This is a genomic window from Halomonas sp. Ps84H-12 (assembly GCF_024124725.1).
GTDB lineage: Bacteria > Pseudomonadota > Gammaproteobacteria > Pseudomonadales > Halomonadaceae > Vreelandella > Vreelandella aquamarina.
In genome coordinates this window covers 41380-59783 of sequence record NZ_JAMXSJ010000001.1, presented here as the reverse complement: position 1 = coordinate 59783, position 18404 = coordinate 41380, and the positions used below count along the sequence as shown (strand labels likewise).

Sequence of the window (18404 nt, the reverse complement as noted above, 5' to 3'; positions counted from 1 at the left end):
CTCTACTTGAGCTTCCCACCTGACATGGCTCCGGCGCCTTTACCGCCAGCCTGCGCACCTCCCTTCGTGCCTTCGGTCATACCTTGAATGGCCTGACCTGCGCGAAAGCCGACCCATCCCAGCGACGCGATCCAGAATCCAGGCAGTACCAGGAACATGGCTCCCATGACGAAATTGAGCAGCATGTCGCCGAATGTGTTGTTCAATCCGATCAGGGGATCGAAGTTGGTATGCGGGCGGTTCCATCCGAACCCCCAACCGTAGAGTGCATCGAGGATCGTGCTGTCGATCCATCGAGCCAGTTGCAGCCAAAAGTCGGTGAAGAACAATGCAAACTGGACGACGGTGAGCGTGATAACGGTCTTCAGGTCGTAGGTGCCGATCAGCAAGACGATCGGGATGCAGATCACCAGCGCCATTTTCAGGAACGCCAGCACCATCGGCAGGGCCTGGCGCACGACGTCCATCGCCGGGAAATAGGCAAGCCCGCCAACCGCCATCCCGACATCGCTGGCGGCGCGGTTGATGACGTTGGGCAGCGTTTTGTCGATTTGCCCGCCGTAATCCGTGTAGACGCTGCCCTGGTTGAGTTTCTGCTGGCGCGGTGAGGCAATGGTGCGGATCACCGAGTCATCCACTTCGGTGCGGCTCAGGAAACCGGCCCAGCCGGCCAGACGGTTGAGCAGGCTGGGATCGACCTGATCCAGCAGACGTGCGCGCAGGCCGTTGCCGCTGTCGTTCCACCACTGGCGGCAGGTCGGATAGCCGGCACCGCTCGGCACCTGCGCCAGGCCGGCATCCCGGTTGCTGTCGTAGGCCCATCCATCGCGCGGCGCCCTTGCGCGGTAGGTGTCGTAGTAGCCGGCGTTGTCGAGGTAGAACCGCGAGCCGATCCAGGTGACGTCGTGCATCTGTGCTTCATCGAGATTCGGACGGTTCATAAACAACTTGGCGCGCGCCGGGCCGTAGCAGTCGTGGGTGAAATCGGCGACTTCCTGCGCCAAAACCGGGTCGTCGATGCGTGTGGCATTGATCTCCATACGGATCTGCCGCAGGTCGGTTCCACATGGGATGGCAGCAACCGAGGCCCCGGTGATCGCGCGCGACAGCGCGTGCATGAACGCCCACCACACCGGCACGCGTGCGCTCTGGTTGTTGAGCGTGCTGAACGACTGCGACCAGCCGGTCTCTCCAGGTTCGGGCACGCTCACCTGGCATTGCGCCGAGCGCGCCTGGTCGTACTTGATGGTGTTGAGGTCAACGTCGATGAAGGGGATGCCCGCGAACATCACCACGACGATCGCCACCCAGACACGGTTCTCGATGCGCAGCGAGGACAGCGCGCCTTTATTTCCTTCGTCCGCACCTTCGGCTCGCGCGCGCAGCCATTCCTGGATGATGATCGCCACGAAGGGTATGGCGAACACACCGCTGGAAACGAGCACCGCCCAAATTCCGTTGTGGATGACCCAGCTCAGCAGGGTCAGGTAGTACTCCAGGTAGTCCGTGGTGAACAGCGTCATGTGCCATCCTCCCGCTACGTCGCCTGCATCAGCAGGCTGGCCTCGAGCGCGACGATTCCCACCACGCCGGCGACTTCGGCGCGCAGGAGGCGACGCCTGGCTTCCATGCCGGATTCACGCGCCAGCAGACGCCGACGCATCCAGACCCAGCCGCAGACCGTCGCCCCGTACAGGCACAGCCGCCACAGCAGGAAGAAACCGGAGGTCTCGACGAGCCAGCGCTCCCAGCCGACTACGCTGCCGAGGAAGTGGATGCCCACGATGTTGATGAGCACGGCTGCCGCGAGCAGCAGCATCGCCCACAGCAGCACCTTCGCCACCCTGCGGATGAGCAGCCAGCGCGGCCCCCAGGTCAGGTTCATGGCGTGCTCCCCGGATTGGCCCGCTGCAACTGGTCGAGGCGATCCGGCACGGGGTCACCTTCGTAGATACCCCGGGAGCCCGCGGCCCTGGTTCCATGGCGCTGGATGATCGCCATCGGCGAGTTGTTGGCAAGCGTGCGGCGCAGTTCGAGTTCGGTCTTGAGGTTGGAGATCTCCCGATCCAGCGAGTCGCTTTCCTGGTCGACGGCGGCGGTCGCCAACTGGTTGGCGGCGACGTTCGGCTCCTTGCGCCCGGTCAGCAAGGTGCGCTGCAGCAGCAGAGCCTTCTCCAGCACCGACGCCAGGGCCACTTCCGAAGCCAGGCGTTGCGCCAGCACGTGCTGATCCGGCTCATCGCGCAGCGCCTCGATGACGCCGCGGGTAATCGGCAACGACACGCTGCCTGCCTCGGCAAGGTTCTCGAAGGTGGTGTTGCGCGCACCGCTGATCAACTCCTGCAGCGTTTGCAGCTTGGCGTCGTACTCCTCCTGAATGAGGGGGGGCAGGCCCACGCCGGGAATCGTCTCAGTCTTTGTGCAGGCGTCGCAGGTACGTTGCTCCTGTTCGCCCAGCACCCGCGTGGCCCATTCGACCGCTTGCTGCGGTGAGGCCCAAGTCTGGCAGGCCAGGCTGTTGCAGCTCGCCGGATCGATGGCCGACGTATCGGTCGCGTTGCGCCCGTTCACAAGGTTGTAGCCCGCGCGCGTCACGTCGCCCATCACCTTGATCGACGGCTGACCGGCGCCGCCGGCGTTACTGCCGCCGACCCACGGCACACCGTCATTGCCCCGGCGCGTCTCGGCCTGCTCGACGGCTGACACCGCATCCGTGCTCGACACGGCATCACGCAGCGCCATGCCTTCGGCCATCTGGCTCCAGCCCAACTGGCCACCGGCCATGTCCGCCATGCGTTCGGCCATCGACCGGCAGGTCAACTTGGAGCGATCGAAATCCAGCCTTGCCTGGAGCACACCATTGGTCAGCAGGTTGTAGAGGCCGGGGTCCGCTCTCTGGATGATCAGCGCGGGGAGCGACGCCACGGCGCTGGTCGCGCTCTGGATCACGTTGCTCATGATGTTCTGAAACCCATTCGTCAGGCCGTTGAGCTGGTTCTGGATCGTGGTGCTGATGCTCATGTCGCCGCACACCAGATTGCTGTTCCACCCAACCCCGACACCGAGGGAGCGCATGCCGGCCGCACCGCTCATCGAGACGGCGTTGCCACCGCCGATCGAGTACATGACCTCGTCGCCGATCACGCTGCCGCTGGTCTGGAAGCCGCCGCTCTGGGCGAGCGCCAGCCCGCTGGCAACGGCCAGTGCGCAGGCCAGCGCGCCAGGCCGCCAGAGACGTGAGGGGCGGTCGTGCGGCGTCGTCAGCTCGGAATGCTTCATGGCGGAACCCTCAATTGAAATCCACGCTGCCGAGGAACACCTGTCCGCGACGCTGGCAGCAGCTGTACGGGCGCCACAGCGCCCACGCGTAGTCACCCTGTTGCGCCTGTGGCAAGTGCCCGGCATGGGGAAACACGGTGCAGGTGTTGGAAAGGCGCGGCGTCAGCCGCTGCCACTTGCCGGTGCTGGCATCGCTTTCGATCAACGCGCCGGCCGGCCAGTAGCCGTCTCGCGCGTTGGCCATCAGCGGCTGGTACACATGCAGTTGGCCGCGCCGGGTTACGACGTCGCCGGCGCGCTGGGCGACGACCGCGCCAGCCTTGTAGTCGTCGGCCTGATGCAGGAAGCCGCCCCTGGGATAGACGTTGCCCCACAGGTTCAGCCGGGTGCGGGTGCCGATCTCGCGCATGCCGGGAATCAGCGACTCGGGATACACGGCTTCGGGCATGTTGTAGCGCCAGGCCAGCGTGTCGAAGGTGCTGAGCAGGTACGGCATGAACGCAGTGCCAGCACCCTGGCAGATGTAGCCGGACGCCGAGGCGAACTGGCTGAACACCTGACCGCCCGGATGGCCAATGACGTCGGCGTTCTTGAATTTCGCCAGGTTGTTCTCGTGATCCTCGTTGGTGGTGCCGTCACCGCCGGCCTGAGCCGAGGGGGTGGGCGGGCTCATCGGCCGCACTTCGATCCACGGGTTCTGCCCAGTATTCGAGTAGCTCGATACCACGGCGTCGGGAACGTAGTGCCTGACCTTGATGGAGGTGCGCACCGAGCAGCCCGACAGAGAGCAGTACAGCCAGTAGCAGATCCCGGTGACGCGATATTCGAGGCAGTCCGGCGACAGGGTTGAGGAGATGATGGTGGCGGTGTTGAGGGCGAAGCTCGACGTGGCGCTGCACAGCAGCACGGCGGCGGCTCCAAGCCGCAGGCGACGGGGAATCATGGCTGCTCCTCCCGGTAACGCTCGATGCGGGCCAGCGCCTGGCCGAGGTCGCTCACCCCGTAGACGACGTAGCGCTGATCGACGATCACCGCCGGAATGCTGGTGATGCCGAGGCTCCAGGCATCGGTCACGCCCTGGTAGGCATCACGGATGCGCTGTTGCAGCGCCTGTCCGCCATCGTTCAAACGTCGCTGCACGAACGCCGCGGCCCGCTGCGGGTCGTTCGGCAACCCGGCCGACAGATCCGCCTCGATGGCCTGCGCCGCGTCGAGTTGGATGACGCGATCCGCCGCCTGGGCACCTGCCACCGGGTTGCGGGCGTCCGTCACGATCCAGATCTCCGCAGCCATGACGTTGCCGGCAAGCAGTAGCGCGGGGAGGGCCAGCGTCTGGCCAAGGTGTGCAAGAAAGGCGTGCATGGCTTCGTGTCTCGGGGTGAATCGACCCCGGTAGTCGAACCCATGAGGCAGATGCGCACCACGAACAATGCGCACTGTGGCAATCCCTGTTTTCCGGTGATGCGAGGGAAACGAAAAAGCGCATGGACCTGGGGACAGGCCCATGCGTGGGATGCGGCTTGGCGGACGCGATTCTACGCCGCTACAGCAAGCCATTCTCGGCAAAAGAGTACGGTCGGCCCTCGCCGATGATGAAGTGATCCAGCACCCGGATGTCGATCAGATCCAGAGCGTCCTTGAGTCGGCGGGTGATCGCGCGATCGGCTGCACTGGGCTCCGAGTTCCCCGAGGGATGCTGGTGCGCGAAGATGACGGCGGCGGCATTGGCTGCCAGCGCACGCTGGACGACCACCCGGGGATAGACTGATGCGCCATCGATCGTGCCGCGGAACAGCGGCTCGTACGCCAGCACCTTGTGGCGCGTGTCGAGAAGCAGGACGGCGAAGATTTCGTTGGGCTCGCCGACGAGCATCAAACGCAGGTAGTCGCACACCTCGCTCGGATTCCGCAAGGCGGTACCCGCCTTGAACATGCGTCGCTCCAGCAGCGCGATGGCCTGTTGAACGATCCGGTCTTCGTGCGTATCGACGACAACGGGATCGTGTTCCAACTCGGTATGGGAGTCTTCGAGGGTCAGTACGTCGGTCATGGGAACCTCCAGTAGATGAACGGAGGCCCCCCACGGAGGCGGAACCTCCATGGGCGTGACGAAATGAAAAAACCACACATCCACCAGCGCGGACGCTGGCCGTTCGCTTCGGGATGCGTTGCGAACGACGGTCAGCGCAGCAGTGCTGCGCCGTAGCCTCGAAGACCTCGGCTACCTGGGCATGTCGCCATCTTCGATGGCGGACAAACCTGCGGCGTGCGCCGGAGCGGTATCCGGTGCATCACCCATCAGCAGATCCATCGCGGACAGTAGCGCATCGCCCTCGACCGGCCCCTGCAGCAGCAACGACCGGCCGCTCTGGCGATCCTCCAGGCGCAGGCTGGGGGTGGCGGTGATGCCGGCGTGCGTGCCCTGTTCGGCCTGGGTGCGCACGACGGCCTGCGGGCGCTCGCTGTCCAGGCAGTCTCGCAACGCCGGCGTCAGCCCCGGAAAGCGACGCCCCTCGGGGAGCCCCTGGCCGCCGCTGCGTGTGTGCTGGTACAGCCAGCCGATGGCATCGAAGAACGCACCATGCCCGCCGGTTTCGCCCGCGCACTCGGCCATGCTGGCCAGCGCTGAGGCGACCGGCTCGTGCGCCGCCAGAGGCAGGTGATGCCATTGCAGGCTGACGTCGGCCTGCTGGCCGATCCAGCTCTTCAGGCCCGGGTAGTAGTCCTTGCAGAACGGACATTCCAGGTCGGCGTAGAAGGTCAGCACGAAACGGGCATCGGGCTGGCCGTGGCGCCACGGCGGGCCGGCCGGGTGCTGCTCGGTGGTCGGGGCCGGTGTGGCGTCTGACACCTCGCGCTGCACCACGGTGAGCAGCGCGAACAGCAGCAGCGCCAACATGCCGACGGCGCAGGCCAACAGGCGCAGACAGCGGCGACGGCGGACGGACAGTGGTGGGGTCGTTGAGCGATGGACAGGCATGGCGGGCTCCGGCCGTCAGGAAAGCAGATCGGCATAAGGCAATGGCTCGATGCCGCGTGCGCGGTCGATGTCCTCGGACACCTTGAGCGCGGCCTCCAGCTCGTTGACGCCAAACTGCTGCATGAGGCGGTATCGCTCGGCTTTCTCTTCAGGCTCGGTCTGGGCCAACGCCAGGTACAGGCTCGGTGGTACGGCCCTGAACAGCACCTCCATCGACTTCGACAAAATCACCCCCTCGGTGAACTTGCCGGCCTCCTTCCTGGCCGACAGCATCAGCGCCTTCTGCGCGGGCGAGAGTTCGCGGAACCGGGCGATTTTTTCCACCTCGTCCGGGGGCATCGACAAACACAGCCACCACTCGATCATGTTGAGCATCGGCTCTGCGGCCTTGGGCAGATCGTCGATGTTCTGTGTCGCCAACCAGTACCAAGCGCCCAATTTTCTCCACATCTTCGTCACCTTCACCACATACGGCGACAGCAAGGGATTGCGCGTGATGATGTGGCCTTCATCGGTCACGTTGAGGATTGGCCTGCCAAGAAACTGGTCGCGTTCGGCAATGTTGTTGACGGTGTTGATCAGCGAGATATAGGCGATCGAGAGCTGGGCGTTGTAGCCCTCCCTGGCATAGGTGGCGAGGTCGACGACCGTGATGTCCACTTCCGGCCAGGGCGTGCCGGGGCGGTCGAACATCTCGCCGTCCGAGCCCTGCGTGAAGATGTCCATGGCGTCGGCCATCTCCAGCAAGCGCGTGCGCCGGGTATCGGGCAGCGTCGTATCGTGGCCGCGCTCGCGCAACGCATCGCGCACATCGCGCGTGAGCACATCGCGATCTGCCGCGACGCACTGGCGGGCGGCATCGAGAATGCACTGCCGGATCAAACTGCGGTCGGCGCGGGTCATCCGCGCCTCTTCTTTATCCTCGCCTCCGGTGATCATCAGGCGCGCGGTAATCTCCAGCTCGCCCAGCACGTCGCGCTGTTCGTCTGTATCGGTATTGGCGGGATCGTCTGGCTGTTCTTCGTCCAGCGCATCGGCGTCCAAGGTCTGTACGTCGCTGGGCGTTTCGATCAGCCGACGCGCATCGGCGAACGGGGCAAGGCTCACCCCCGAGCCGGGTGCGAGCTTGACCCGATTCACCGTCAGGCCCAGCCGTGCGGCGAAATCTGCCAGCAGACCAAACGAGTTCCCGGCCTCGACGATGAACATCCTCGGGCGATAGATCGCGGCGACCTGGTTGAGAATGTTGTTCAACGTGGCCGACTTGCCGCTGCCGGTGGGGCCAAACAGAAACAGATGGGCATTCATCTGCCTGTCCAGCCTGTTGAACGGGTCGAACGTGATGACGCCGCCCCCGCGGTTGAACAGCGTGATGCCGGGCCGGCCCGTACCCCGACTGCGCCCCCAGGCTGGCGACAGGTTCGCCGCGTGCTGCGCGAACATCAGTTGCGTGTACCACTGCTTGCGGTCGGCACCGGGGTTGTAGACGCAAGGCAGCCAGCGCAGATAGGTGTTGAGCGGGGCGACTTCGTCCTCTTCGCGAACCGGTTGCAGCCCGGCGTTGAGCATCACGTTCGCAAGCTGTAGGCCACGCCGGTCCAGCTCGTCCTCGTTGTCGCCGGACAGATAGAACGCGAGCGAGCCGCGATAGAGCTTGTGGGCGCTGCCGATCAGCGAACGTGCTTCCTGCACGTCCTGCAGCGCCTGTTCCGAAGCCAGGGTCTCGCCCACAGCCTTCTTCGCCAGGTGATTGAGGTGCGCTTCAAGCACGTCCTGCGGTGTGGCGACCAGCGTCAGGCACATCACGGTGCCCTCGGGCAACTGATCGAACAGCGTGTTGATCGCGTCGCCCTTGCGCGTTTCGCCGGTGAGATGGCCTGTGGAAGGTGGCGTGCGCAGGCGGTCGGTGACCATGACCCGGTGTGGTACGCCGTCGAAGTACCACAGCCCAGACTCGGCATCCGAGCGTGGCTGGCCGAAGAACAGCCGCTGCGAAAAGTCCCTGCCACTGGCCAACTCGATCTCGTCGGGCTCCGACGCCTCCGGATAGGCTGCCAGCCGGTAGAAGCGTTCGCGATCCTGTGCCGTCGGCCCGAGCATGGTGGGCCTGGGGTTGAACCAGCGCAGCAGCCAGTCGTGGATCTGCGGCGCTCCCATCCTGCGCGTCTGGATGCCGGCATTGGCCAGGCCGCCGATCAGGCGGTCGCACACAACATTCAGCGCCTGCTCGGGCGTCTGGCCGCGGCGGCCGGTCTGGCCTGCGGCGCGGCGATAGACCACCATGCGCACGCGCCGGTTCTGGCCGCGCCACGGCAGGCGGGTGACCACGCTGTCCTTGAATAGGCCGCCGGATTTGGAGACGGCGCGCAGGTGGTGGGCGAACGAGGCCAGGTAGAACTCGGTGAAACGGCTGCCCTCGGCGCGCGGCTGGACGTAGCCACGCAGCGTGTCCAGGTACTGGTCGAAGTTGGCTTCGTCCTGGGCATAGAGCTGGAGCACCCACGGGTTGGCATCGAGCTCGTCGAAGCTGTCCTGCAGAGCGTTTTCCAATGCGTCGCGTGCTTGCGCCAGCCAGGCGGCCTCGCGGCCTTCGGTGCCCAGCGGCGTCAGCTCGAAGAAGGCGGCAACCGAGACGCCGTCCTCAAGCAGCATGCACTGCGAGTCCGGCAGATACTCGACCCACGGCAGCAGCGCGACGAATGACGGCGCCACGTCATACAGCGCCTGCTCGTCGGCGGCCGTGGCCGGACGCTCGTGCGCGACCGCCGCGCCGGGTTCGGAAATGCCGGCTTCGCGCAGTGCGCGCACATGGCGCGTCCAGTCGTCCTGCCGATCGTCGGTCGGTGTGGCATCGTCGGCGGCACGCCGGCGCCAGGGCAACGACAAGGCCATCAGTACGCCTCCGTGCGTTCGCCGGGCATGGCGTACTGCACCCTCTGGTACAGGGGGAACACCGTGCTGTAACCGGGCACCGGCACGGGATCGGTGCCGGCAAGGTGCGGGAAGACATACATGACCAGATCCGGGTTGGGAAGCCGTGGAAACTGGTGGTGGATCTCGTTGGCCGCCGTGCGCGTGTAGCGCATCTGCTCAGCGGGCGCGGCCTGCACATCCGCATCCGTCAGCGGCCGGCGCAGGCTCTGGCGCGCATCCAGCAACTGACGGCGGGCGACCTGGCCGCTGCCGCCGTCGCCGGCCTGCTGGTGCCAGATGTCCTGCATGGTGCGGCCACCGTGCGGCATCAGCTCCTCCTTGCTGGTGGCGCAGCCGGCCAGCACCGTCGCGACCGCCACCAGCAGCAGCGGCCTAATCCAGATCGAGTGCATGCGCTTCTCCTGCTCGATGGTCGACGCGGCGGCCTTCGGGCTCGTAGTCGATGTGAAGGGGCTTTTCGAGATGGATGGCAACCTGGGCGCCGGGCTGGACATACACTGCGGCGAAGGCCTGCCCGTAAAGACGGTTCACCCACTGCGACATGTCCTGCACGCCGCCGGCGAGGATGCGTCCGACCGCTTCGTTGGTGCTGATGCCAACCGTGCCGATCGACCCATCGGCGCCGACATACGACATCTGGCCGCTGTCGGAATCGATCAGTGAAGCGACGCCCGCGCCGGCAGCGGTGATCAATGCCTGGGTGCCCAGGTATTGCTGTGCGTTGCTGCGCCGTGCGCCACTGACGCAGGGAATCCCATACGGGTCGCTGATCCAGCCCAGGCCATCCTGCTGGTTGTTCTGCTGGCTGCTGCGCTCGCTGTCCTCGGGGATCGTGCGCACGGTGCCATCATGAAAGACGAACGTGATCGAACGGACCTGCCCCCTGACGCACGACAGGGTCCAGTCGCCACTGGCCGTGCCGCTGAACACTGCGCCGGCGACGTCGGGGATATCAATGCCATTCGCGGTCAGGTTGTCCTCCCCGACGAGGACTTTGAACGGGAACGGATCGTTCACGGTGCCATCGACCGGCACGCGGCCAATCAGCGCGGTCATCGCGACCGAGCCCATCAGGGTGGAGTTCGTCGGCACGGTGTAGACCGCCCGGGCCGTCTGGACGCCGGCTGCCCTGGCGCCGGCATCGGCCACCTGTTCGACGGTGGCCTCCAGCGTCTTTTGCGCCGGCCCGAAGCTGGTGGGGAAGCTCAGGCTCGTGCCTGCGCGCCCATCGGTCTGCCTCGCGTCGTCCGGCTCCACCCAACGGATGCCGCCCTCACCGGCAAAGCCATCGCCGTCGCCCTCGCGCAGACCCAGCCCGACGGGCAGGTCGGAGTGGTCTGTGCTGCCGATGTTCTCCAGCCGGCGCTGCAGATCCTGCAACAGGCCTTCGGTCTGCCGGCGCTCGCCGACCAGCCGCTCCTGGTCGCGGCGCAAGGCGGTGCGTTCGGCTTCCAGGGCCGTGTCGATACGCTGGTCGATCGCGCTTTCGCGCTGGCGCAGGCGCTGGTTCTCTTCGCGCTGGGTGCGGTTGTCCGCCGTCGCCGTCTGCAGTTCGGTGCGCAACTGCCGCACTTGGGCCACCAGGGTGGCGACGGTGTCGCGGGGCGTGTCGCCCTCGATGCCGAGCGCCTGCATTTCCTCGGCGGTGAGCTGTGGATCGGCATCGGCCATGGGGCGAGGCTGGTCGCCGCCACCGGAGAACAGCCGGATGCCGAAGAACAGCACCAGCAAGGCGACCGGCAATACCAGCCACTTGAGCAAGCCATTACTGCGCATCGCCGGCCTCCTTGTCGTCGTGACCGGGGACGGCCTGCGGCAGCAGCGCCGTCGGATCGAAGCGGTGGACCGCCGGCAGCAGCGACTGCGGCAGGCCGCGACCGCGCGTGACCAGATACAGCACCGTGGTGTCCTCCGGCGTGCCGCGCGGACCGAGCGTCGGATGCTGGAAGGTGGCGGTGAGAAAGTCCCCTTGCAGCGCGCGCGGATCGAGGTCGATCCAGCCGCTGCCGGTATGGGTCAGCCGCACGGCGGTGACCCACTGATCTTCCAGCCGCCATGCCGCCAGCGCCTCGGCATGCACCGGCAGGGTCGGCAGCAAGGTGTCCAGCGACAGGTCGCGGCGCAGGTTGACGCGCATGATGCCCGGCACCGGTTCCACGGTGCGCAGCGGCGCGTACAGGTTCTGGGCTGCGTAGCGGGTCAGCACCACCGCCACCGGGGTTTCGCGCCGCGGCGAGCGGGCCTGATCCGGAGCGGGTGCAGCCGCTCCGGGCGCTTGCGCCTGGCCGTAACGCTGCGGCGTGGCGTTGCCCTCCACGATGCGCACCGGCTCCAGCGGCGGCTCGCCGTCCTGGGCGGGCTCTGCGGCGATGTCCAGCAGAATCAGCGCGCCGCTGTCGGCATCCTGCAGTTGCAGCCGCGTGGGTTCGATCGGTTCGCTGGCGCGCAGGTAGATCGCACCGCCGGCACTCTGCACACGCAGCCGGTCGCCCACGCTGGCCGGCACGCCGACGCGCACGTTGCGATCCACGAACACGATGCGCTCCTCACCGACCTGCAGCGGCACGGCCAGCGGCAGACGCTCCCAGTGCATGATCTCCACGGCATGGGCCATGGGCACCAGTACGCAGGCCAGCATGCCCAGCCAGACGAGAAGGCGGCTCTTCATGGGGAGTCTCCTTGCAGGCCCAGATCACCGCGGGCCGGGGATTCGGGCGTGGACGCAGCGATGCGCTGCGGCGCACCGTCGTAGCAGTCCAGGACGAGGCCGAACGGGTTGCGTGCCGGATCGACGTCCGAGCGCGCCACCTTGATCGGGTAGCGCACCAGTGCGCGCTTGACCTGTTCCGGCCCGTGGTATTCGTCCGCACTGAGATCGAGCGTCACCACCCAGTTGCGCTCGGAAACCGTGCGCACGCGCGCGGACGGGTTGTCGCCGTAGCCGCGCCCGGGAATCTCGTACACGCCGCGCACCCGCTGGCGCAGTTCGCCGGTGCTGCGGCGGTAGTCGTAGTCGGCCTGCAGGAAGGCGCGGCAGGCAGGCGTGAAGTACGGCGAGAGCGCATGCAGGTTGCGCGCATAGTCCTCTTCACCATTGCTGGGCCAGCGGTGCAGCTGCTGCCACACATAGAAGGTGAACGCATAGACGCTTTCCGGCGGCACGTCCCACCACGGGCGGGTGCTGCCCGAGCGCAGATCGGGCGGCACGTGAATGGTCAGGTCGCGTGGCGCGCTCCACCATCCGCCACCCATCACCAGCGCGATCAGCAGCAACGCGCCGGCCCCCAGCCGCAAGGTCTTGATATGCGCCTGCAGGTGCGCGACTTCGTTCCGGAAGCGGCTCATCACGCAGCCCTCCGGTTCGACCAGCGCCCCGAACGCGTGATCAGCACATGCCCGCCGATCCAGCCGGCTACCAAGGGATAGCGGGTCGCGATGCGCCATTGCAGTTGGCGGTACAACCAGGTGTCGGGTCTGCCGCGTTTCTGACGGCGCAGGATGCCTCCGCCGATGAACACGCCGAAGGCGATACCCAGCACGATGAAGGTGGGCGCGATCGCGATGGTCGAGAACAGCCAGGACAGGGGCGCGCCGACCAGCAATCCGGCTGCGCCGGACAGGCCGCAGCAGATCCACAGCTCGTCCGCCGTCAGGCCGCGCACCACCACGGGATGCCGGTTGAGCCGGTGCGGAAGGAACATCACGGTGCCGTCCGCACGGATGTGCTGATGCTCGGACATGGGCGCGGCCTCAGAGAATCCCGGTCGCTTCGGTGAGCAGCCAGATACCGATGACCAACAGCACCGCGCCGATGGCTACCGTGAGTCCGAACTGGCCCCAGGTCTTCCTGCCCGTGTGGATTTCCGCGTAGGTGCCGTAGGCGTGGTAGCACACGCCAATGAACATCGACGCCACGACCAGCAGTGCGACCAGGAGCACGATGTCGTAGCCGTAGTTGCGAATGGTCTCCATGATCCCGCCGCCGGTGCCGCGCGACGGATTCTCCAGTTGCGGCAGGCCCTGTGCGAACGACAGCGCGGGCAGCGTGGTGAGGCTCAGTGCCAGCGCGGCGCGCCGGGCGAGACAGATGCGGGGGAAATGAGCGGTTTTCATGGTCTGACCCTTGTGGTTAGGAGAGGAGGAAAAAAGTCAGCACCAGGTACATCGCGAGAAAACGCACGACGACGCCGAGGAACTGACGCTGGTTGAGCTGGTTTTCCGCCCAGCCGACGTAGGCGGTGCGAATGGCCCAGGCCCCCCACAGCAGCAGCACCGCGAACACGAGGCCGACGATCACCGTCGCCATCGCGGCGGGTGCGATGCTGCTGTTGGCCTGGAAGGCGCTGATCTGCGCGGAGGTCATGGCTGGGCCTCCGGTGCCGAGAAAACGTCGGGGGCGGACTCGTTGCGGTAATCGCCGCTCAGTACGGCGGGGTCGCGTGGCTGGGCGCGAGACGGCGCGAGGTGGAACTGGATGCCGGCGCGCACGCGCGCGAGGTCATCGAGTAGACGTGGGTAGTCGAAGTGGTAGCGCTCGCCCGCTGTGATCGGGGTATTCGCCGCACTCTGTGCGACGAAGCGTTCCAGCGCGTCGAGCTGGCGCAGGGCCGCAGCCAGCTCCTGGCGTTGGGCTGGCGTGCCGGCATGGGCCGCCAGCGGCGGGCTCGCCGTCAGCGCCATCAGCAGCAGGGCGGCCACGCCGCGATGCGCGGCGTGGCGTGGAAACGAAAACACCATCGCGCCATTCCTCGGTTCGATCAGCAATGGCTCGATCGTGGCGAGGCAGGCGCTTCAAGACCGCAAACAATGGGTACTGCGAACTGACCGGATTGATGGATGCCAATACCGTTGGTGCCAGCTTGCGATATCCTGCGATCAGCATTAGATCAAGGGAAAATGTATGGGGTTAAAGGCCGAGCTGAAAGCTCTCGTAGATGAGTTAGATCAAATACACAAGGGGGCCACGCCATGGTCCGAAGAACCTGGAATTCCTGATTTCGTCACTGCCGAGAATGGTATGCAGCGGTTCTTCACAAGGAAGGCAAGAGAGGCACTTGGGCAATTCTCCAGCACCCTCCATCAGAATCGGCCCCAGAAGTCAGTGAAGATTGAGTCTGAGGCCTATCAAAAGGTAGTCCGTCAGACCGTTGCCGACTTGCATGCTGCGGGTGAGCTCTTAGGATTTGATGAATGCGATCAGGGCGGGCTTCTTCCAAAACTGAAGTTACTCATTGAGGAACGACTCGCAAGCATCGCCAACGAGCACACGCACTATTTTCCTGCCTGGACCCTGGGCATGGAGAGGGTTTCTCCTTTCTCCCTCGGCCCGGTGACATTCTTGAATAGATCCGACTGGATAGATTCGGTCGACTTCCCTCAGTACGGAAAGGATCACTATCTGAACCAACCAGAGGCGAACCACCGCTGGAAGGAAATTCTCAAGGATGCCTTGCAGAATCCCAATGATGGCTCCTCCATCGAAGGGCTGGCCAACGCCGTCTACAGTGCGATCGTCGGATGTCCGGCCTTGGTCAAGGTAACAGTCCGTGGCTATGAGCGTGAATTCTCACGCAAGTTGGCGAGGTTGGTTGCCAAGACAGCGCTTGACGCTATCTCTCTTGGCTTTGGGGCCCCCGAGTGCTTCTTGCAACAGGCGCTTCAAGACGAGCGTCTACCGCCTGCCGGTAGCGATCGCCTGGTCGAAACCAAAGGATTTCTGTGGTTGCCCGGAAGCTCGCTTGGGAAGCGTATTACTTCGCAACCTCCCGAGCGAGTAAGGCAAGCGTTGGATGACATGACGTCTATTATTCCGGCATTCGCGGCGATCCTTGATGGGTTGCTTGATCCATCGAGTCACCCGCATCCCAAGCTTGCCAATCGATGGGCTACTGCGCTGGATTGGTTCGGCGAAGGCAATCGTGAATCAAGTGATGCCATAGCGCTGGCGAAGCTCGGAACCTGCCTAGATGTACTGTGCTGCGGTGGCAAGAACGATGGTATCCGTGAAATGGTCATCCATTTAACTGGTACGAGTAGCGAAACTCAGGTAGTACGGGGCAACCGTCCTCGCACACTGAAGCAGTTGGTCAAGGACATCTATGACCACGGTCGATCGCAGATACTGCATGGCACACACTACGACAGGCTGGAATCATTCGCCGCAGAGCGCCAGTATGCCACCTACCTCGCACGGATCGTGTTGATTGAGTGCGCAGTGCGGTTACAGCACTATGGTGGTTCAGATGAAGACAAGGCGTTCAGAACAATATAGCTACAGGTACTTTTTGAAGCTCCCCGCAGTCAGAGATACAGCCAGTCCCAGTAAGGCGGCGCTGGGTAACAGAATCAGCAGTGGATGCACCGAGACCGGCATCGCCAAGTAGATCACCCAGGGCAGTATCGCCAGTGGCAGTAGCGAGGCTTTCGCGCGATGGTAGACGAAGCCCGATTCCCGGCCGGCGCCGAACTTGCGCACGTCGCGGCGCACCAGTCCATCGACCAGACCGACGAACACTGCCGTGAGCACCAGCGGCAGTGTCAATACCAGAACCAGCAGGCGCACCATAAAGGTCAAGGTGATGAAAGCGGCGGCAATCAGATAGCGCTCGGCCCAGACATAGACTTGGCTGATGAAGTAGCGGAAATCACGGGATTGTCCTTGGCCCGGCGCGCGGGCGCGTTCTGCGGTATCGTTCATCTTGTCGAGCAGCCCGGTCTTGACGAACACCCACTCGTAACCCGTCTCCACCAGGCGGTGCGCGGTGCGCCCTGGCTCCTGCACGATGGCGCTGCGCGTGAAGTGATTCGACAGATGCCCCAGCTCGTACTGCAGCATCGATTGCGCATGGCGCCAGCCCTGGTCCTTCCAGAACAGGTGCATGCCCACGCACTCGATCAGGATCGACAGCATCAGCGAGGCGATCAGTACCCCGAACAGGCGCAGCGGCAAGGAGATCGCAGTGGCGATCAGGCCCTGCCGGCGCTGTTGCTGCCGCTGCGCAGTGGATGCCGGGTCGCTCATGGCGTGTGCTCATCCAGGCCCGTGTCGCCCGTGACGTTCGCGGGAGGGTCGCTCGCAATGGGCGCTTCGTCGAGCAAGTCGTCGGGCAAGGGGCCATCCTGCAGCATCGGCGACCCCAGGTTCTCCCACCAGTGCGCAGCCTCGGTGTAGTGCTGGCGCATGTACCCCGCGAGCTGCTGCAGATCCTCCGGCATGGCCTCATCAGGGTCGGCCGCCGGCAGCGGCATCCTGACCTTCCACAGCTGTCCGCCCTGCATCAGGGCGAAGCATTGACCCTTCGGCAACGCTACGACATGAGAGGGCTCGATCATCGGCACGCTGGACATGCTGATGCGGTCTTGCGTGTTGCTGGTGAAATCGGTTGAACCGCGGATCTCCGAACTATCGGTCGCACCGCTGACGATGGTCGTGGTGTAGACCTCCACCTTCGGCAACTGCCTGGTCAGCAGTTCGGCGGTGGCGGTTTCGCGCACCCTCAACATGAACACATTGTTGAAATTCCCGACGACCTGACCGGCTTTGGCCCTATTGCCGATGCGCGCCTCGATGTCGCTCAGGGTCTGCGTGTAAGCGGTGATCTGGAGCCCGGCGCCGCCCCCCTTGTTGATCATCGGAATGAACTCGTCGCCCATCAACTCATTGAATTCATCCGCGTGAACATTGATCGGCACCTTGGTGTTCGCGGAGGCCCACGGCAGACCATCGTCGATACCGTGTTTATAAATGTGGCCTGCGACGGAAACCAAGTCACTGAACATCGAATTGCCGACCGCCGCAGCGACTTCGGCATCAGAAAGCGCATCCAGGCCGACATAGACAATGGCGCGCTTCCGGATCACCTGCATCCAATCGAAAATAGGACGGGGATCACCGAGGTCCGAGTAGTTCGGGGCCAGCAACTGGGCGACCTTGCCGCTGGTGAGCTTTTCCAACAGAGGCAGCAGCGAGGCGACGATCTTGTCGAAATACGTCTTGTCGTACCGGACCGCCGAGCGCAGGCCGTCGAGCACCGGATCGTAGTTGCGCGCCTGGCTGAGGTACTGCTCCAGGGCCACGACACGCTTCTCGCGTCCGATCATGTTCCTGGGGATGTTCTTCTCGTTGAGCTTGGCCTCGATCTGGACGATGACTTCCCAGGCCTTCGGCTCGGTGCGGGCGAAGAAATGCGCGGCGTACTCGATGAACAGCGCATCGATGTTGATCACATGACGCTGGATCAACAGATAGTCCGGACGTTGCCCCAGCTCGATCAGCGCCCTGGCAATGACATTGACGAATCTCCAGGCAAATTCGCGAAAGGCCGCGCTGTTGCCTTCGCCAGAAAGCTGGCCGGCGATGCGCGTTGCGACCTCGCTGATGCGGCCGAACCGTCCCACGGCGTTATAGCGCGCGCTGATATCGGGCCAGCCGAGATGAAAGATATACAGCTCGTTCTCGCGGCCGGCGCGCTTGGCCTCGACGTACACCCGCTTCAGGAGATCGGCATCACCCTTGGGGTCGATGACGATGACGACTTCATGCTCGCCCGCAGCGTTTTGCCGCCGGATGTCCTGGGTCACGAACAACTCGGCGAGCCGCGTCTTGCCCACGCGTGTCGTGCCCAGCACCAGAGAGTGTCCGACGCGTTCGCCCAGCGGCAGGCTGACGTCGACTTCCTCGGGTTCGATGCCGTGCAGGCGCGGCAGGCCGCCTACTGGCGGCAAGGGGCGCACGGGGTTGAGCGGCATGTCCCAGCTGGTGAGGCTCGACAGGCGCGAAAGTGGAAACGGCGCGAACTCCAACCGTTCCTCCAGGCGTCGCGCCAGCTGGTAGGCCGGTGTCGGTTCGACGTAGCGCCGGAACTCGGGCCGGTACGTCTGCATCAGCCTGTGCGTGTGCTTCTGTTCCCAGCGAAAGCCTTTGCCGATGAACAACCGCTGCTGGCTGACCGGCACGTCGCGGCTTGTCATGACGTAGCGCGGCAACCTGCGGATGTTGCGGCGATAGCGCAGAGTCACCTGCGCGTCGCGCCAGCGGATCGCACCGAAGGTGGCGAACGCCAGCGCACTGCCGATACCCATGGCCGGGCTCAGCGCGAGCGACCACGGTGCCACCAGGCACAGAAACGCGGCGCCGGCGCAGACCGCCACGGTGTACAGCTCCACCGCGGGGCGCAGCAGAACTTCGACGGGCTGCGTCTGCGACATGGCG

At 64.9% G+C, this 18404-nt stretch carries 19 protein-coding genes; 1 reads left to right on the top strand and 18 read right to left on the bottom strand.

The window, feature by feature from the left end:
- Positions 1-2 precede the first annotated feature (2 nt).
- From NH344_RS00330 to NH344_RS00255, 16 genes are all read right to left on the bottom strand, one after another.
- Positions 3-1523 (bottom strand): conjugal transfer protein TraG N-terminal domain-containing protein, encoded by a 1521-nt coding sequence (locus NH344_RS00330; protein WP_106763541.1) that lies wholly within the window; start codon positions 1521-1523, stop codon positions 3-5.
- Positions 1524-1537: 14 nt separating this feature from the next.
- Positions 1538-1885 carry a hypothetical protein gene (locus NH344_RS00325; RefSeq protein ID WP_106763539.1) on the bottom strand — a complete coding sequence of 116 codons (348 nt, stop codon included), beginning with the start codon at positions 1883-1885 and terminating at the stop codon, positions 1538-1540.
- Complete coding sequence (locus tag NH344_RS00320; RefSeq protein WP_106763536.1) at positions 1882-3279, bottom strand: integrating conjugative element protein; 1398 nt, start codon at positions 3277-3279, stop codon at positions 1882-1884. The genes NH344_RS00325 and NH344_RS00320 overlap by 4 nt, the downstream gene beginning before the upstream one ends.
- A 10-nt stretch (positions 3280-3289) precedes the next feature.
- A complete protein-coding gene (locus NH344_RS00315; RefSeq protein WP_106763534.1) occupies positions 3290-4222 on the bottom strand; it encodes a TIGR03756 family integrating conjugative element protein in 933 nt (310 codons plus the stop codon).
- Positions 4219-4641: a TIGR03757 family integrating conjugative element protein gene (locus NH344_RS00310; protein WP_106763757.1), complete on the bottom strand. Its 423-nt coding sequence runs from the start codon at positions 4639-4641 to the stop codon at positions 4219-4221. The genes NH344_RS00315 and NH344_RS00310 overlap by 4 nt, the downstream gene beginning before the upstream one ends.
- Before the next feature lie 181 nt (positions 4642-4822).
- Positions 4823-5329, bottom strand: coding sequence for a DNA repair protein RadC (gene radC / locus NH344_RS00305; RefSeq protein WP_106763531.1), 507 nt, complete (start codon positions 5327-5329; stop codon positions 4823-4825).
- A 171-nt stretch (positions 5330-5500) separates the two neighbouring features.
- Complete coding sequence (locus tag NH344_RS00300) at positions 5501-6259, bottom strand: DsbA family protein (RefSeq protein WP_106763528.1); 759 nt, start codon at positions 6257-6259, stop codon at positions 5501-5503.
- 15 nt (positions 6260-6274) lie between these two features.
- Complete coding sequence (locus NH344_RS00295; protein WP_106763525.1) at positions 6275-9151, bottom strand: conjugative transfer ATPase; 2877 nt, start codon at positions 9149-9151, stop codon at positions 6275-6277.
- On the bottom strand, positions 9151-9585 hold the full coding sequence (locus NH344_RS00290) for a TIGR03751 family conjugal transfer lipoprotein (RefSeq protein WP_106763523.1): 435 nt from the start codon (positions 9583-9585) through the stop codon (positions 9151-9153). The genes NH344_RS00295 and NH344_RS00290 overlap by 1 nt, the downstream gene beginning before the upstream one ends.
- A complete protein-coding gene (locus NH344_RS00285) occupies positions 9566-10969 on the bottom strand; it encodes a TIGR03752 family integrating conjugative element protein (protein WP_106763520.1) in 1404 nt (467 codons plus the stop codon). The genes NH344_RS00290 and NH344_RS00285 overlap by 20 nt, the downstream gene beginning before the upstream one ends.
- Positions 10959-11861 carry a TIGR03749 family integrating conjugative element protein gene (locus NH344_RS00280; RefSeq protein ID WP_172515615.1) on the bottom strand — a complete coding sequence of 301 codons (903 nt, stop codon included), beginning with the start codon at positions 11859-11861 and terminating at the stop codon, positions 10959-10961. The genes NH344_RS00285 and NH344_RS00280 overlap by 11 nt, the downstream gene beginning before the upstream one ends.
- The gene (locus tag NH344_RS00275) at positions 11858-12538 is read right to left on the bottom strand and encodes a PFL_4703 family integrating conjugative element protein (RefSeq protein ID WP_106763516.1); all 681 of its coding nucleotides are present in this window, start codon (positions 12536-12538) and stop codon (positions 11858-11860) included. The genes NH344_RS00280 and NH344_RS00275 overlap by 4 nt, the downstream gene beginning before the upstream one ends.
- Complete coding sequence (locus tag NH344_RS00270; protein ID WP_106763514.1) at positions 12538-12933, bottom strand: TIGR03750 family conjugal transfer protein; 396 nt, start codon at positions 12931-12933, stop codon at positions 12538-12540. The genes NH344_RS00275 and NH344_RS00270 overlap by 1 nt, the downstream gene beginning before the upstream one ends.
- 10 nt (positions 12934-12943) lie before the next feature.
- The gene (locus tag NH344_RS00265) at positions 12944-13306 is read right to left on the bottom strand and encodes a TIGR03745 family integrating conjugative element membrane protein (protein WP_015879490.1); all 363 of its coding nucleotides are present in this window, start codon (positions 13304-13306) and stop codon (positions 12944-12946) included.
- 16 nt (positions 13307-13322) lie between these two features.
- Positions 13323-13556, bottom strand: a complete 234-nt coding sequence (locus NH344_RS00260) for a TIGR03758 family integrating conjugative element protein (protein WP_003296490.1) — start codon at positions 13554-13556, stop codon at positions 13323-13325.
- Positions 13553-13930: an RAQPRD family integrative conjugative element protein gene (locus tag NH344_RS00255; protein WP_015879489.1), complete on the bottom strand. Its 378-nt coding sequence runs from the start codon at positions 13928-13930 to the stop codon at positions 13553-13555. The genes NH344_RS00260 and NH344_RS00255 overlap by 4 nt, the downstream gene beginning before the upstream one ends.
- 163 nt (positions 13931-14093) lie before the next feature.
- On the opposite strand from NH344_RS00255, the gene NH344_RS00250 reads away from it, so the two are divergent.
- Positions 14094-15464, top strand: a complete 1371-nt coding sequence (locus NH344_RS00250) for a HEPN domain-containing protein (protein ID WP_015879488.1) — start codon at positions 14094-14096, stop codon at positions 15462-15464.
- On the opposite strand, the gene NH344_RS00245 is transcribed toward NH344_RS00250, so the two are convergent.
- Positions 15465-16214, bottom strand: a complete 750-nt coding sequence (locus tag NH344_RS00245) for a TIGR03747 family integrating conjugative element membrane protein (RefSeq protein WP_015879487.1) — start codon at positions 16212-16214, stop codon at positions 15465-15467.
- A complete protein-coding gene (gene traD, locus NH344_RS00240; protein ID WP_106763512.1) occupies positions 16211-18400 on the bottom strand; it encodes a type IV conjugative transfer system coupling protein TraD in 2190 nt (729 codons plus the stop codon). Before traD ends, NH344_RS00245 begins: the two co-directional genes overlap by 4 nt.
- Positions 18401-18404: the final 4 nt, after the last annotated feature.